Source organism: Prescottella equi (genome assembly GCF_002094305.1).
GTDB classification, from domain to species: Bacteria; Actinomycetota; Actinomycetes; order Mycobacteriales; family Mycobacteriaceae; genus Prescottella; species Prescottella equi.
In genome coordinates this window covers 58,127-72,642 of sequence record NZ_LWTX01000007.1, presented here as the reverse complement: position 1 = coordinate 72,642, position 14,516 = coordinate 58,127, and the positions used below count along the sequence as shown (strand labels likewise).

Here is a 14,516-nt window from a genome sequence, read left to right as displayed (position 1 = left end):
ACACACGATGTCTATCTGTAACGAGCTTTCGGACGCTCCCAGCGTCGACGACCAGATCCTGGACGCGGCGCGCTCGTGTGTGCTCGACTTCGGTCTCCGCCGCACGACGCTCGCCGAGGTGGCGCGCCGCGCGGGCGTCAGCCGTCCCACCGTGTACCGGCGCTGGCCCGACACCCGGGCCGTCGTCGCCGACCTGCTGACACGGGAGATCCGCGTCGTCATCCCCGACATGGACGGCGACGAGCCCGCCCGGGTCCAGTTGGTGCGCGCCGTCGTCGAGGTCGCCACCGGCATGCGGGAGCACCCGTTGTTCGTGAAGATCCTGCGGTCGGATCCGGACCTGCTGATGACCTACATCGTCGACCGCCTCGGCACGAGCCAGCGAGCCATCGTCGAGCGGGTCTCGCAGGCGGTTGCCGCGGGCCAGATCGACGGATCGATCCGCGCGGGCGATCCCGTCCACATCGCCGCGATGGTGCTGTTGATCGCGCAGTCGGCCGTTCAGTCGGCCGGGATGGTGGCCGAGGTGCTGCCCCCGGAAGCCCTGACCGCAGAACTGGCGGTCGCGGTCGACACCTACCTCGCGCCGCGCTGACGCGGCATCCCCAGCACCACGATCAGGAGGAACCACCGTGCAGGACAACCCGAAGTCCGCGCTCCATGCCGACCGGCGCCGGCGCGAGCTGGACAGCCTCGGCGACCGCGGTGACGTCGACGTCCTCGTGATCGGTGGCGGCGTCACCGGGGTCGGCACCGCGCTCGACGCGGCGTCGCGGGGGCTGCGCACGGTTCTGGTCGACAAACACGACCTCGCCTTCGGCACGAGCCGCTGGAGCTCCAAACTGGCGCACGGCGGACTGCGCTACCTGGCGTCCGGCAACGTCGGGATCGCCCGCGAGAGCGCCGTCGAACGCGGCATCCTCATGACCCGTACCGCACCGCATCTGGTGCGGGCGCTGCCGCAGCTGGTGCCGCTGCTGCCGTCGGTGAGCATGTTCGAGAAGTCGCTGGTCCGGGTGGGATTCCTCGCCGGCGACGCGCTGCGCGTCACCGCCCGGACGCCGTCGTCGGTGCTGCCGCGGTCCCGCCGGGTCGACGCCGAGCGCGCCGCGCAGCTCGCTCCGGCCGTGCGGCGCGACGGACTACGTGGTGGCCTGCTCGCGTACGACGGGCAACTCGTCGACGACGCCCGGCTCGTCGTCGCGCTCGCCCGCACCGCCGCGGCGCACGGCGCCACCGTCCTCACCCGCGTCGGCGCCTACGACGTCACCGGCGACTCGGCCCGTCTGCGCGACGAGCTGACCGGCGAGGAACTGACGATCCGGGCACGTGCCGTCGTCAATGCTGCGGGGGTGTGGGCCGGCGAGGTCGACCCAGACATCCGTCTCAAGCCCAGCCGCGGCACCCACCTGGTGCTGCCCGCCGAACTACTCGGCAACCCCACCGCCGCACTGACCGTGCCGATCCCGGGGGAGACCAACCGTTTCGTGTTCGCGCTGCCCGCCCAACTGGGGCGGGTCTATCTGGGGCTCACCGACGAGGCCGTCGACGGTGCGATTCCCGATGTCCCGGTCGCCTCCGACAGCGAGATCGACTTTCTGCTGGACACCGTCAACACTGCGCTCGCGACGCCCGTCACCCGCTCCGACGTGCTCGGCACGTTCGCGGGGCTGCGACCGCTGCTCGACACCGGCGAGGGGGAGACGGCGGACCTGTCCCGCAACCACGCGGTACTCCGCTCGTCGAACGGCGTCGTCGGTGTCGTGGGCGGCAAGCTCACCACCTACCGCAAGATGGCGCAGGACGCGGTCGATGCCGCGATCGCGGCGGGCGGGCTGACCGCCGGCCCGTGCGTGACGACGGATCTGCGGGCGGTGGGCGCGGACCGGACCGCGCCGCGCAACCTGCCGGCCTCGCTGGTGGCGCGGTACGGCAGCGAGGCCGGCCTCGTCGCCGACTGCGGCGAGCTCACCCCCGTCGCCGACGGCATCGACGTCACCCACGCGGAACTGGCGTTCGCGGTCAGCCACGAGGGCGCGCTCGACATCGACGATCTCCTCGACAGGCGCACCCGGATCGGTCTCGTTGCAGCAGACCGTGAGCGGGCGCTTCCGGCCGCCGAGCGCGCGCTGGGCGGGCACTGAGCGTTCACCAGGGGGTTGTGGGTCGAGCACGTCGAAGTACCTGTTCGCGCCCGTCCAGTTCGTTCGGCCGGTCGGGCCGAGGAGGACCACCCAGGTCCACAGGTTGCGCGCAATACGCGACGACAACGGCATACGCGACATCAGAGGTCGGAATTCGTCTGGGTGGTAACGCATTCGAAGTGCCGATCGGCGGAATCGGCGTAGCGTCGACCCACATGGGTATTCGACTGGGCTACCAGATTCCGAATTTCAGTTACTCGACACCTGTACGGGACCTGTTTCCGACTGTCATCACCCAGGCGCGCGAGGCCGAGGCGGCCGGGTTCGATGCCGTGTTCGTGATGGACCACTTCTATCAACTCCCCGGCATCGGCGAGCCCGACGAGCCGATGCTCGAGGCGTACACGTCGCTCGCCGGAATCGCCACGGCGACCGAGTCCATCCAGCTGTCCGCGCTCGTCACCGGCAACACCTACCGGAACCCGGCGATGCTCGCGAAGACCGTGTCGGCGCTCGACGTCGTCAGCGGCGGTCGGGCGGTCCTGGGTATCGGAGCCGGCTGGTTCGAACTCGAACACCAGCAGCTCGGATTCGAGTTCGGTACGTTCACCGACCGATTCGAACGGCTCGACGAGGCGCTGCAGATCATCGCCCCGATGCTGCACGGTGAGCGGCCCACGTTCGAGGGCAAGTGGTACCGCGTCGAGAACGCCGTCAACGAGCCGCGCATCCGCAACGACCTGCCGATCCTGCTCGGTGGTGGCGGCGAGAAGAAGACTTTCGGGCTGGCCGCGCGCTACGCCGACCACCTCAACATCATTGCCAACGCCGTCGAACTGCCTCGCAAGCTCGAGGCGCTCGCACAGCGCTGCGAGGAGGCCGGCCGGGACCGTTCGACCCTCGAGACGAGCTTTCTCGCGTTCGTGATGATCGACGAGGACGGCGACAAGGCCCGCGCGATGCAGCGGGAGTTCCTCCTGGCCCGGGGCATCGATCTGTCTGCGCTGTCCGTCGCCGAACGTGCGGTGGCAACCGACCGTCAGTTCGTCGGCAGCCCCGACGAGGTCGCCGAGCAGATCAAGACACGCGTGCTCGACACCGGCATCGACGGCGTCATCGTCAATCTCGTCGCCAACGGGCACCAGCCGGGCATCGTCGAACTGGCCGGGCGCACCCTGGGGCCGCTCGTGCGCGGCTGAACCGTGCCGGGCAGCGGGTGTGGCACGCTGTCCGGATGCGCGTAGCAGTCGTCGCCGGACCCGAAGCCGGACATGCGGTCCCGGCCCTTGCGTTGTGCCGCAAACTCGTTGCCGCGGGCGACCATCCGGTGTTCTTCTCGGACGGACGGTGGCTCGATGTCGCCCGCGACAGTGGGATCGAGGCCCGCAAGCTGGGCGGTCTCGCACCGCGCGAGTTCGACGACGACACCGACTCGGGGTCGAAGATCCACGGCCGGGCCGCGCACGTCTCCACCGCACTGTTGCCGGACCTGCGGGCCGTCGCGCCTGACCTGGTGGTCTCCGACGTCATCACCGTCGGTGGTGGCATGGCGGCCGAACGGTTGGGGGTCCCGTGGGTGGAGTTGTCGCCGCATCCGCTGTACCTGCCGTCGAAGGGCTTGCCGCCCATCGGTTCCGGACTCGCTCCCGGCACGGGGATGCGTGGCCGGGTCCGCGACACGGTGCTGCGGGCGATGACGGCGCCCGCTATCCGCAAGGGCAGGGACCAGCGTGGTGAGGCACGCGCGAGTGTCGGCCTACCGTTCGACGACCCGGGGCCGGCGGCCAGGCTGGTCGCGACGCTGCCCGCGCTCGAGGTTCCCCGGCCCGACTGGCCCGCGAATGCGTATGTCGTGGGTCCGCTCGTATGGGAGCCCGCCGACAATGTCCTCGAGCCGCCGCCGGGCGAGGGCCCGCTGATCGTGCTCGCGCCGTCCACGGCGTCCACCGGGGCCGGCGGCATGCTCGACACCGCGATCCGCGCCCTCGACGGCCTGGGTGTGCGGATGCTGGTCACGTTGTTCGAGACGCCCGATATCGAACTGCCCGACTGGGTGCGCGCCGGTTACGGCCGGCAGGACGAGATGCTGCGGCACGCGTCCGCGCTGGTGTGCGGCGCCGGTCACGGCGTGCTCGCGAAGGGACTGCTGGCCGGGGTGCCGCTGGTGACCGTGCCCGGTGGCGGCGACCAGTGGGAGGTGGCCAATCGTGTCGTCCGGCAGGGCAGCGGTGTCCTGATCCGGCCGTTGACCGTGGACGCTCTCCGAGACGGTGTGCGACGCGTCCTCGGCGATCCCACCTTCGCGGCCGCCGCACGCCGGGCTGCAGACGGGGTTGCCGACGTCGCCGACGCCGTCGAGGTGTGCCGCTCGGTCGCCGGGTGAGCCGCGGAGCCGAGCGCCCGATTCGACTACGGTGGCATGTGTGCGACTGACCGAATTCAATGATCTCGTCCGCGACGAGTTCGGGCAGGTCCGTGGCGACTCCATCCTCGTCGACCACGTGATCCTGAGCCTGGGCGGGAAGACCGCCGCCGACGCGATCGAGGCGGGAGTGGACCCCAAGGCGGTGTGGCGCGCGCTGTGCGACGAGTTCGACGTCCCGGCGCAGCGCCGATAGATCGCGCCGCCGCGCGAGCGAACGGCTCCGGTGATTGACTCGAACACGTGTTCGCTTATGCTGGTGGTATCCGATGCGTCCACGGGTAGCGGCTGATCGTGGCGGTTCGGAACGTTCGCGCCGGCGAAGTTGTCGGTACCGAGCTCTAACCTGAACCTCAGATCGCTGGACGAGACTTCGAAAAGGGGACCACGATGGCACCACAGGCACACGACCGCGACAAGGCGCTCGAACTGGCGCTTGCTCAGATCGACAAGAGCTTCGGCAAGGGTTCGGTGATGCGTCTGGGTGAGGAGGCTCGTCAGCCCATCGCCGTGATCCCCACCGGATCGATCGCGCTGGACGTGGCGCTCGGTATCGGCGGTCTGCCGCGCGGTCGCGTCGTCGAGATCTACGGCCCGGAGTCCTCGGGTAAGACGACGGTTGCGCTCCACGCGGTCGCCAATGCTCAGGCCAACGGCGGCGTCGCGGCGTTCATCGACGCCGAGCACGCGCTGGATCCGGAGTACGCCCGCAAGCTGGGCGTCGACACCGACGCACTGCTCGTCTCGCAGCCCGACACCGGTGAGCAGGCGCTCGAGATCGCGGACATGCTGATTCGTTCCGGCGCTCTCGACATCATCGTGATCGACTCGGTCGCCGCGCTGGTACCGCGAGCCGAGATCGAGGGCGAGATGGGCGACAGCCACGTCGGTCTGCAGGCCCGTCTCATGAGCCAGGCGCTGCGCAAGATGACCGGTGCCCTCAACAACTCGGGCACCACCGCGATCTTCATCAACCAGCTGCGCGAGAAGATCGGCGTCATGTTCGGCTCACCCGAGACCACGACCGGTGGTAAGGCGCTCAAGTTCTACTCCTCGGTCCGCCTCGACGTCCGGCGCATCGAGACCCTCAAGGACGGCACCGACGCGGTCGGTAACCGCACCCGCGTCAAGGTCGTCAAGAACAAGGTGTCGCCGCCGTTCAAGCAGGCCGAGTTCGACATCCTCTACGGCCAGGGCATCAGCAAGGAAGGCTCGCTGATCGACATGGGTGTCGAGCACGGCTTCATCCGCAAGTCGGGCTCCTGGTACACGTACGAGGGTGACCAGCTGGGCCAGGGCAAGGAGAACGCCCGCAAGTTCCTGCTCGAGAACACCGACATTCGTGACGAGATCGAGAAGAAGATCAAGGAGAAGCTCGGCATCGGCGCCGTCCTGACCGACGAGGACGCCGAGCAGGCCGACTTCTAGGTCGACGACGCACGTCTCCGGTCCAGCCGTAGTGCCGGACCGGAGACGAAGCCTCAGCTATGAGCGACCACAGCAGCCACGCCGACAGCAGTTCCGCCGACCACCGCGACGGCGACAGTCAGTACGACCGGTACGGCAGTGACGACGTCACCACCGGCCGGCGACGTGCCTCGAACAGAGGCCGTGGACGGCGGGTCGGGGAGAACGGTGAGCCATTCGAGTTGAAGGGCAGCCCGGAGACGCTGGCGGCACGGGCGAAGGACGTGTGCCTGCGGCTGCTGACGGACCGTGCCCGCAGTCGCGCGGAACTCGAGCAGAAGCTCGCGCAGAAGGGCTACCCGCAGGCGGTGATCGACACGGTCCTCGACCGACTCACCGAGGTCAAGCTGGTCGACGACGCAGCCTTCGCCGAGCAGTGGGTCCACTCCCGGCACACCTACTCCGGGAAGGGGCGGCGGGCGCTGGCAACCGAGCTGCGCCGCAAGGGAATCGACGACAGTACGTCCAATGAGGCGCTGTCGCAGATCAGCGCCGACGACGAGCGCGAGCGGGCCGCCGAGCTGGTCCGCAAGAAGCTTCTCCGAACCACGTCGGCAGACATCTCCGACCGGGACGACCGGGAACGGTTGATGCGGCGGCTCGTCGGCATGCTCGCGCGTCGCGGATATCCGGCGGGTCTGTCGTTTACGGTCGTCAAGGCGGAGCTGGCCGAACTGGGGGCGGACACCGGCGAGCTTCCGGATCTCTGAGCTCTCGCCCGCGCCGGTCAGAGCCCGCGCTGTCTTCTCCGGCCGTACCGGCTGGTCAACCAGATGCCCCTGAGAGTCATCAGCACACCCAGGCCGATGCCCCATCCCAGCACCGAGAACGCCAGCCCCACTCCCTCCTGGCTGGCGATCGTCCGACTCGCGTCGACGGCGAACGCGGTCGTGAATCCCGCTGTCGTACCCATGGCGGCGGCGAGGCCTCCCGCCTTCGTCCAACGCGACAGGTGAGCGGCAACGAAACACGCCAGCACCACTGTGGCGCCGCACGCCACTACCTGCCAGGTCGGGAATTTGTTCGGCGCGGGAAGCGCCGGTCCGCGGAACTCACCCGCGGAGTCGGCCGACCAGCTGAGCCAGCCCGCACAGGCCAGGAATCCCAGTGCCGACGCAACCAGTCCCGTCGCCCACAGCCCGAGCCGGCCGCCCGTGCGCCCGGGGATCGGGCCACCCAGTTCGGCACGCTCCGATCGCCAGACGGATCGGACGACTCGAGCACCGAACAAGCCGGGCACACCCACGAAGATGAAGACGTTCCACAGGAACTGCGTCCAGGAGAAGTCGGCGGCCATGCCTCGAGTATGCGGCAGTTCGGGGCCGAAAACCGAAGGGCTCGCGGAGGATCGGAATCCTCTGCGAGCCCTTCGGATGCTCGGGGTGGCTCAGCGCGGCTGCCGCGACTGCACGGTATCGCTGAAGTCGTCGATGCCGGGCGCGCCGTCCAGTTCGTTGGTGTCGATCGGGACGACGGCGGGTCGCCCGCCCTTCTTGCCGCCGGTGCGCAGGCGCTTCTCGAGCCATGTCGCGAACGACGTCAGCGCGAAGTTGATGATCACCATGATCACGCCGACCACGATCAGCGCGGCGAAGAAGTTGCGGTAGTAGGACGCCGCCTGCTGACCACTGCGGATCAGTTCGATGTAGCCGATCTGGTAGCCCAGCGCCGAGTCCTTCAGCGCCACGACCATCTGCGACACCAGAGCCGGAAGCATCGTGGTGATCGCCTGCGGCAGCAGGATCAACCGCATCATCTGGCTCTTGCGCATACCGAGCGCGGACGCGGCCTCCGTCTGGCCCTTGGGTAGCGAGAGGATGCCGGCGCGGATGATCTCGGCGATCACCGAGCCGTTGTAGAGCGTCAGACCCACCACGACGGCCGCGAGGGCCAACTGGCTGGACGGGAAGACGCCGTACTGCGCGAACGCCTGGTAGGCGAAGATCATCAGGATCAGCACCGGGATCGCACGGAAGAACTCGACGATCGCCCCGCTGAGCCAGCGGACCCAGCGGTGGTCGGACAGCCGGCCGATGCCGAGGATCGCACCCAGGATCAGGGCGAAGACGATCGACAACGCCGCCGCCAGCAGCGTGCCCTTGAGGCCCGGCAGCAGATACGTCGTCCACGTGAAGTGGTCCAGGAACGGCGACCACTTGTCGGCCTCGAGCTGCCCGTTGTCGGCCAGCACGTTGAGCACGTACAGCGCGAGCGCAACCAGCACGATGCCGAAGACGATTGCGATGATCCGGTTGCGGATCCGGGCGCGGGGGCCCGGAATGTCGAAGAGAACGCTCGACTGCTGGGTCATCGCTTCACCGCCAGACGCTTGCCGAGGTAACCGAACAGGAATCCGACGGGGAGCGTCAGGATCATGAAGCCGATGGCGAAGATGCCGAAGACCAGGAACAGCTTGTCCGCCTCGTTCTCGATCATCGTCTTCATCAGCAGGGACGCCTCGGCCACACCGATGGCCGAGGCGATCGTGGTGTTCTTCGTCAGGGCGATCAGCACACTGCCGAGCGGCGCGATGACCGCTCGGAATGCCTGCGGCAAAACGATCATCCGGATGCCCTGGGTGAAGGTGAGGCCGAGCGACCGCGCGGCCTCGGCCTGTCCGATCGGCACGGTGTTGATGCCCGAGCGCAGCGATTCGCACACGAACGCGGCGGTGTAGACGACGAAACCGAGCACTGCCAGGCGGAAGTTGTTCTGGTCGATGAACGTCGACGAATCCTCCGGCGCGAAGTGCACGCCGAGGTTCTGGTAAAGGCCCACCGAGCAGAACACGATGATCAGTGTCAGCGGCGTGTTGCGGAAGATGTTGACGTACCAGGTCGCGAAGATCCGCAGGATCGGAACGGGGGAGACCCGCATCGCGGCGAGGATCGTGCCCCAGATCAGGGCGCCGAGCGCCGACCAGAAGGTGAGCTGCACCGTCGTCCAGAATGCACTGACGAGCTGGTCACCGTAAGTATCGATCAGTCCCATGTCACCTCCTCCGCATCAGTACCGGTCGACCGACGGCGGCGCGGGCAGCGCGTAGCCGGAGTCGCCCATGGTCTCTTCGAGTGCTCGCTGCCAGGCGCCGGTCGCGATCATGTCCTCGATGGCGTCGTTGATCTTCATGCGCGCCTCGGTCTCGCCCTTCGGCAGGCCCACGCCGTACAACTCGGTGGTGAACGGCTGGCCGGCGAGCTTGAACTCGCCCGGATACTGCGCGGCGTAACCCGCGAGGATGATGTCGTCGGTGGTCAGTGCGTCGACCTTGCCTCGGTGCAGCGCCTCGACGCACGACGAGTAGCTGTCGAACTGCTGCAGCTGGACGCCCGGGTACGACTTCGCGATCTTCTGGGCGGGTGTCGATCCCGAGACCGAGCACAGCTTCTTGCCGCCCTGGAGGGACTCCGCTCCGGTGATGGAGTCGTCGTCGGCGCGGACCAGCAGCGACTGCCCCGCCACGTAGTACGGACCGGCGAAGTCGATCACCTTCTTGCGGTTGTCGGTGATCGAGTAGGTGCCGACGACGAAATCGACCTCACCGTTCTTGATGAGGTTCTCGCGCTGCGCCGACGGCGCCTCGCGCCAGGTGATCCCGCTCTCGGGTACCCCCAGGTAGTTCGCGATGTACTTGGCGACCTCGACGTCGAACCCCGTCATGGTCTTGTCGGGTTCGCGCAGGGCCAGACCCGGCTGGTCGTACTTGGTGCCGATGGTCAGCTGCCCCTCGGCGGCGTCGGCCAGCACGTCCCGTGGCTCGCTGCTGCCGCACGCGGAGGCGGTGAGGACGACCGCGGTGACGGCGGCGGCGAGTGCGAGCGCGCGCGGCGCTCGGATGCGTATGCGTTTCATGATGTGGTCCGTCCCCGTCAGTGTCCGAGGATCTTGCCGAGGAAGTCCTTGGCGCGGTCCGACTCCGGAGCGGTGAAGAACGTGTCGGGGTCGGTGTCCTCGACGATGGACCCGTCGGCCATGAAGATGATCCGGTCCGCGGCCTTGCGCGCGAATCCCATCTCGTGGGTGACCACGATCATCGTCATGCCTTCCTTCGCGAGGTTGACCATGACGTCGAGGACCTCGTTGACCATCTCGGGGTCGAGGGCCGAGGTGGGCTCGTCGAAGAGCATCACCTTGGGGTCCATCGCGAGGGATCGCGCGATCGCGACGCGCTGCTGCTGTCCGCCGGAGAGCTGGGCCGGGTACTTGTCGGCCTGCGAGTCGATGCCGACCCGCTCGAGCAGTGCGTGGGCGCGCTTCCTGGCCTCCGCCTTGTCCAGTTTGCGGACCTTCACCGGCGCCAGCATGACGTTCTCGAGGACCGTCTTGTGGGCGAAGAGGTTGAAGCTCTGGAAGACCATGCCGACATCCGAGCGCAGCTTGGCGAGGGCTCGTCCCTCGGCCGGCACCGGTACGCCGTCGATCGTGATGGAGCCGCGATCGATCGGTTCGAGGCGGTTGATCGTGCGGCACAGGGTCGACTTGCCCGACCCGGACGGGCCGAGCATGACGACCACTTGGCCGCTCGGGATCTCCAGGTCGATGTCCTTGAGGACGTGCAGGTCCCCGTAGTGCTTGTTGACCTCCTTCATGGAGATCATCGACGGGGTACCGGGAGCCGCTCCGGTGGTCTCAGGCTGCGTCATAACGCGTAACCCTATAGGGACTCATTACGTACCCGCTGGTCTAGCGCCTGTAGATCTTGAACGATCAAGTCTCCGGGCGGTCGAGCGCTCCACGTGCGCGGGTCGGGTCCAGGCGAACAATGTGGCCACGACAGGCGGTTTTGCCGGGGGCCGTACCCTTGGATGCGTGGAGACGATCGACCAGAATGCCGGACGCAGCTACGAGGTCCGCACCTACGGCTGTCAGATGAACGTGCACGACTCCGAGCGGCTGTCGGGTCTGCTCGAGGACGCCGGCTACACCAAGGCCGTGCCGGGGGAGCAGGCCGATCTGGTCGTCTTCAACACGTGCGCGGTGCGCGAGAACGCCGACAACAAGCTGTACGGCAACCTCAGCCATCTTGCGCCGGTGAAGGAGGAGCGCCCCGGCATGCAGATCGCGGTCGGCGGCTGCCTGGCGCAGAAGGACCGCGACACGGTCGTCAAGAAGGCGCCGTGGGTCGACGTCGTCTTCGGCACCCACAACATCGGCTCGCTGCCCGCGCTGCTCGAGCGGGCCCGGCACAACGAGCAAGCTCAGGTCGAGATCCTCGAATCGCTCGAGGCCTTCCCGTCGACCCTGCCGGCCAAGCGCGAGTCCGCGTACGCCGGCTGGGTGTCGATCTCCGTCGGCTGCAACAACACCTGCACGTTCTGCATCGTGCCGTCGCTGCGTGGCAAGGAGGTCGATCGTCGTCCGGGCGACATTCTCGCCGAGGTCCAGGCGCTCGTGAACGAGGGCGTGCTCGAGGTGACGTTGCTGGGCCAGAACGTGAACTCGTACGGCGTCTCGTTCGCCGATCCGGAACTCCCGCGCGACCGCGGCGCGTTCGCGAAGCTGCTGAGCGCGTGCGGGCAGATCGACGGGCTCGAGCGAGTGCGGTTCACGTCGCCGCATCCGGCCGAGTTCACCGACGACGTCATCGAGGCGATGGCGACGACGCCGAACGTGTGCCCGCAGCTGCACATGCCGCTGCAGTCCGGCTCGGACCGCGTCCTCAAGGCGATGCGCCGCTCGTACCGCAGCGCCAAGTTCCTCGGGATCATCGAGAAGGTGCGCGCCGCGATGCCGCACGCCGCCATCACGACCGACATCATCGTGGGCTTCCCGGGAGAGACCGAGGAAGACTTCCAGGCCACCCTCGACGTCGTCCGGCAGGCGCGCTTCACCAGCGCGTTCACGTTCCAGTACTCCAAGCGTCCCGGAACGCCCGCCGCGGAGATGGACGGTCAGCTCCCGAAAGCCGTTGTGCAGGAGCGCTACGACCGCCTCATCGCGCTGCAGGAGGAGATCACGCTCGAGGAGAACCGCAAGCTCGTCGGCACCGAGGTCGAGCTGTTGGTGACCGCGGGCGACGGCCGCAAGAACGCCGAGACCGCGCGCATGAGCGGCCGGGCGCGGGACGGCCGGCTGGTCCACTTCAAGCCCGAGGGCAACCTCGACGGCGACCTGCGCCCCGGCGACGTCATCACCGTCGTCGTCACGTCGGCGGCCCCGCACCACCTCGTCGCCGACGACACCGTCCTCACGCACCGCCGCACCCGCGCCGGTGATTCGTTCGAACGTGGAGTCACCCCGAAGACTCCACCGATCGGCGTCGGGCTGGGACTGCCCCAGGTGGGTGTCCCCGCGCCGCTGCCAGCACAGATGGGATGCAACGCATGAGTGCCAGCGGCGACGCGGCCGACCACGAGAACCGCCCCGGCGGGCACACCCCCGACCCCATCGAGGAGTACCAGAAGGACTTCGAGGCGGCCGAGAAGAAGATCGCCGGCGAGATCGATCCCGGCATGCGCGCCGTGGTCGTCGCGGTGTGCGTCCTCGTCCTGCTGCTGTCGTTCACCCTGCCGCACACCGGCTCGGCGAACGGCTGGGACGTGCTGATCTACGCCCAGCCCGCCGTCGACGAGCACGTCAAGTTGCCGTCCCGGATCTTCGTGTGGCTCGCGCTGGTGTTCGGCGGCGTGTTCTCGATCCTGGCGCTCGTCACGCGGCGCTGGGTGCTTGCGTGGGTCGCGCTCGCCGGCACCGCGGTCTCCACGGTGTTCGGCATGCTGGCGATCTGGTCGCGGCAGACGCTCCCGGTCGCGGACGCGTCCGGCGCGGGCCCTGGCATCGGCCTGATCCTGGGCTGGATCACGGTCATCGTGCTCACGTTCCACTGGTTGAAGGTGGTGTGGACCCGCACGGCCATGCAGCTCGCGGCGGAGGAGGCGCGCCGCAACGCCGCCGACCCGGATTCGCACAACGACTGGACCGTCTGAGAGGACGATCCGCCCGGACGAACGAATCCCGGACGACGAATGAGGGGCGCGACGCCGACCGGCGTCGCACCCCTCATTCGTTCGTCACTCAGCGCTCGTTGACCGCGCCCTCGGCCGCCTCGGCCCACTCACGCCACTGCTGGGCCTGAGCGAGCGCCTTCTCGGCGTCCTTGGTCTTGCCGGCGGCCGTGGCCTTCGCGGCCTGCTCCTCGAACTGCGTGACACGCTCGCGGAACTGGGCGGCACGCGCCAGCGCCTCGGGATCGGTACGACGCCACTCGGAGTCGGCGGCCTCGCGGACACGCTTCTCGATCGCGCGGAGCTTGCTCTCGAGGTCGTGCATGCGCTCGCGGGGGACCTTGCCGATCGCGTCCCACTTCTCCTGGAGGTCGCGCAGGGCGGCGCGAGCCGCATCGATGTCCTTGTCGGGGTCGATGTTCCCGGCACTCGCGAGCAGTTCCTCCTTGGCCACCGCGTTCTGGGCGAACTCGGCGTCGCGCTCGGACGCGGCCGCGTTGCGGGCGGCGAAGAAGACGTCCTGCGCCTCCTTGAACCGGCGCCACAGGGCGTCGTCGGCGTCCCGGGGCGCACGCCCGGCCGCCTTCCACTCGGCGAGCAGGTCACGGAACGCGCCTGCGGTCGGACCCCAGTCGGTGGAGCCCGACAGTGCCTCGGCCTGCGCGACGAGTTCTTCCTTGCGGGTCTTCGCGGTGGCGCGCTCCCGATCGAGTTCGGCGAAGTGGGTGCCACGACGACGGTTGAACGCCTCCCTGGCCTTCGAGAACCGCTTCCACAGCGCGTCGTCGGTCTTCCGGTCGAGTCCGCGCAGCGTCTTCCACTCGTCGAGGATCTCGCGCAGACGGTCGCCGGCGGCCTTCCACTGTGTCGATTCGTTCCCGAGCTGCTCGGCCTCGGTGGCGAGCGCTTCCTTGCGGGCCGTCTGCTCCTGACGGGATTGGTCCTTCTCCTGCTTCGCCTGTGTCGCGGCCTGCTCGGAGCCTTCCACGATCGCCGCCAGTCGCGCGCTGAGCGCGTCGATGTCGCCGATGACGGCCGCGGTCGGCAGGGTCTCGGCGAGTGCCTCGGCGGCCGACCTGGTCTTCTTGGGGTCGCCCGCGCCGGACGCGAGACGAGCCTCGAGCAGGGCCACCTCGGTCGCGAGATCGTCGTAGCGGCGGCCGAAGTGGGCGAGGCCTTCGGCGGCGTCGCCCGCCTGCCAGGAGCCGATCTGTCGTTCCCCGTCAGCGGTCTTCACCCAGGCGGTACCGTCGTCGTCGACGCGGCCGAACAGGCTCGGATTGCTGGGGGCGGCGGTGTGAGGGGCATGCGCCGAGGCAGGACCGGACTTGGGGGCGCCGGCGGTCTTGGCGGCACCGGGCTTGGCAGCGCCCGGCTTCGGGGAACCCGGCTTGGGGGTACCCGGCTTGGGTGCGTTGCTGTCGGTCATAGCTCCTCGTCTCTGCCGCGCGTCACGGCTGCCTCATCACACTGTCGCCTCTCACCGCACCCTCTCGGGTCGGGGCCGGTGGGAGCGTGCAGCGACTGTCCACGACTATT

Annotated in this window: 15 protein-coding genes; 9 read left to right on the top strand and 6 right to left on the bottom strand. The window is 68.6% G+C overall.

All coding sequences use genetic code 11. From position 1 onward, the window contains the following. Positions 1–7: 7 nt before the first annotated feature. From A6I89_RS17305 to recX, 7 genes are all read left to right on the top strand, one after another. Entirely contained in the window at positions 8–595 is a 588-nt protein-coding gene (locus A6I89_RS17305) for a TetR/AcrR family transcriptional regulator (RefSeq protein WP_044990891.1), read from the top strand. Between the two features lie 37 nt (positions 596–632). Next, positions 633–2,144, top strand: coding sequence for a glycerol-3-phosphate dehydrogenase/oxidase (locus A6I89_RS17300; protein ID WP_022595506.1), 1,512 nt, complete (start codon positions 633–635; stop codon positions 2,142–2,144). A 215-nt stretch (positions 2,145–2,359) separates the two neighbouring features. Next, the gene (locus A6I89_RS17295) at positions 2,360–3,343 is read left to right on the top strand and encodes an LLM class F420-dependent oxidoreductase (protein WP_022595507.1); all 984 of its coding nucleotides are present in this window, start codon (positions 2,360–2,362) and stop codon (positions 3,341–3,343) included. Between the two features lie 35 nt (positions 3,344–3,378). Next, entirely contained in the window at positions 3,379–4,527 is a 1,149-nt protein-coding gene (locus A6I89_RS17290; RefSeq protein ID WP_013415781.1) for a glycosyltransferase, read from the top strand. A gap of 40 nt (positions 4,528–4,567) precedes the next feature. Next, the gene (locus A6I89_RS17285; RefSeq protein ID WP_005513722.1) at positions 4,568–4,762 is read left to right on the top strand and encodes a DUF3046 domain-containing protein; all 195 of its coding nucleotides are present in this window, start codon (positions 4,568–4,570) and stop codon (positions 4,760–4,762) included. A 194-nt stretch (positions 4,763–4,956) separates the two neighbouring features. Next, on the top strand, positions 4,957–5,994 hold the full coding sequence (recA, locus tag A6I89_RS17280) for a recombinase RecA (protein WP_005513719.1): 1,038 nt from the start codon (positions 4,957–4,959) through the stop codon (positions 5,992–5,994). A 221-nt stretch (positions 5,995–6,215) separates the two neighbouring features. Beyond that, positions 6,216–6,743, top strand: coding sequence for a recombination regulator RecX (recX, locus tag A6I89_RS17275; RefSeq protein WP_231813766.1), 528 nt, complete (start codon positions 6,216–6,218; stop codon positions 6,741–6,743). Between the two features lie 17 nt (positions 6,744–6,760). Here the strand turns inward: recX and A6I89_RS17270 are convergent, their stop codons facing one another. The 5 genes from A6I89_RS17270 to A6I89_RS17250 form a co-directional block, all read right to left on the bottom strand. Beyond that, positions 6,761–7,330, bottom strand: a complete 570-nt coding sequence (locus tag A6I89_RS17270; RefSeq protein ID WP_022595508.1) for a hypothetical protein — start codon at positions 7,328–7,330, stop codon at positions 6,761–6,763. A 90-nt stretch (positions 7,331–7,420) separates the two neighbouring features. Then, positions 7,421–8,344, bottom strand: coding sequence for an amino acid ABC transporter permease (locus A6I89_RS17265; protein ID WP_005513715.1), 924 nt, complete (start codon positions 8,342–8,344; stop codon positions 7,421–7,423). Continuing rightward, positions 8,341–9,024, bottom strand: a complete 684-nt coding sequence (locus A6I89_RS17260; protein ID WP_005513714.1) for an amino acid ABC transporter permease — start codon at positions 9,022–9,024, stop codon at positions 8,341–8,343. Before A6I89_RS17260 ends, A6I89_RS17265 begins: the two co-directional genes overlap by 4 nt. Before the next feature lie 15 nt (positions 9,025–9,039). After that, positions 9,040–9,885, bottom strand: coding sequence for a glutamate ABC transporter substrate-binding protein (locus A6I89_RS17255; protein WP_022595509.1), 846 nt, complete (start codon positions 9,883–9,885; stop codon positions 9,040–9,042). A gap of 17 nt (positions 9,886–9,902) precedes the next feature. Further along, a complete protein-coding gene (locus A6I89_RS17250; protein WP_022595510.1) occupies positions 9,903–10,631 on the bottom strand; it encodes an amino acid ABC transporter ATP-binding protein in 729 nt (242 codons plus the stop codon). Positions 10,632–10,842: 211 nt separating this feature from the next. On the opposite strand from A6I89_RS17250, the gene miaB reads away from it, so the two are divergent. Further along, the gene (miaB, locus tag A6I89_RS17245) at positions 10,843–12,360 is read left to right on the top strand and encodes a tRNA (N6-isopentenyl adenosine(37)-C2)-methylthiotransferase MiaB (protein WP_005513707.1); all 1,518 of its coding nucleotides are present in this window, start codon (positions 10,843–10,845) and stop codon (positions 12,358–12,360) included. Then, a complete protein-coding gene (locus A6I89_RS17240) occupies positions 12,357–12,959 on the top strand; it encodes an Rv2732c family membrane protein (protein ID WP_005513706.1) in 603 nt (200 codons plus the stop codon). Before miaB ends, A6I89_RS17240 begins: the two co-directional genes overlap by 4 nt. 88 nt (positions 12,960–13,047) lie before the next feature. On the opposite strand, the gene A6I89_RS17235 is transcribed toward A6I89_RS17240, so the two are convergent. Next, the gene (locus tag A6I89_RS17235) at positions 13,048–14,406 is read right to left on the bottom strand and encodes a DUF349 domain-containing protein (RefSeq protein ID WP_022595511.1); all 1,359 of its coding nucleotides are present in this window, start codon (positions 14,404–14,406) and stop codon (positions 13,048–13,050) included. Positions 14,407–14,516 lie beyond the last annotated feature (110 nt).

What these genes read in the sequence shown, in the direction of transcription:
- A6I89_RS17255 (WP_022595509.1), bottom strand. Translation starts at nt 9,885, where the DNA reads ATGAAACGCATACGCATCCGAGCGCCGCGCGCGCTCGCACTCGCCGCC.
- A6I89_RS17265 (WP_005513715.1), bottom strand. Translation starts at nt 8,344, where the DNA reads ATGACCCAGCAGTCGAGCGTTCTCTTCGACATTCCGGGCCCCCGCGCC.
- A6I89_RS17290 (WP_013415781.1), top strand. Translation starts at nt 3,379, where the DNA reads ATGCGCGTAGCAGTCGTCGCCGGACCCGAAGCCGGACATGCGGTCCCG.
- A6I89_RS17250 (WP_022595510.1), bottom strand. Translation starts at nt 10,631, where the DNA reads ATGATCTCCATGAAGGAGGTCAACAAGCACTACGGGGACCTGCACGTC.
- A6I89_RS17240 (WP_005513706.1), top strand. Translation starts at nt 12,357, where the DNA reads ATGAGTGCCAGCGGCGACGCGGCCGACCACGAGAACCGCCCCGGCGGG.
- A6I89_RS17305 (WP_044990891.1), top strand. Translation starts at nt 8, where the DNA reads ATGTCTATCTGTAACGAGCTTTCGGACGCTCCCAGCGTCGACGACCAG.
- recA (WP_005513719.1), top strand. Translation starts at nt 4,957, where the DNA reads ATGGCACCACAGGCACACGACCGCGACAAGGCGCTCGAACTGGCGCTT.
- A6I89_RS17270 (WP_022595508.1), bottom strand. Translation starts at nt 7,330, where the DNA reads ATGGCCGCCGACTTCTCCTGGACGCAGTTCCTGTGGAACGTCTTCATC.
- A6I89_RS17260 (WP_005513714.1), bottom strand. Translation starts at nt 9,024, where the DNA reads ATGGGACTGATCGATACTTACGGTGACCAGCTCGTCAGTGCATTCTGG.
- A6I89_RS17235 (WP_022595511.1), bottom strand. Translation starts at nt 14,406, where the DNA reads ATGACCGACAGCAACGCACCCAAGCCGGGTACCCCCAAGCCGGGTTCC.
- A6I89_RS17295 (WP_022595507.1), top strand. Translation starts at nt 2,360, where the DNA reads ATGGGTATTCGACTGGGCTACCAGATTCCGAATTTCAGTTACTCGACA.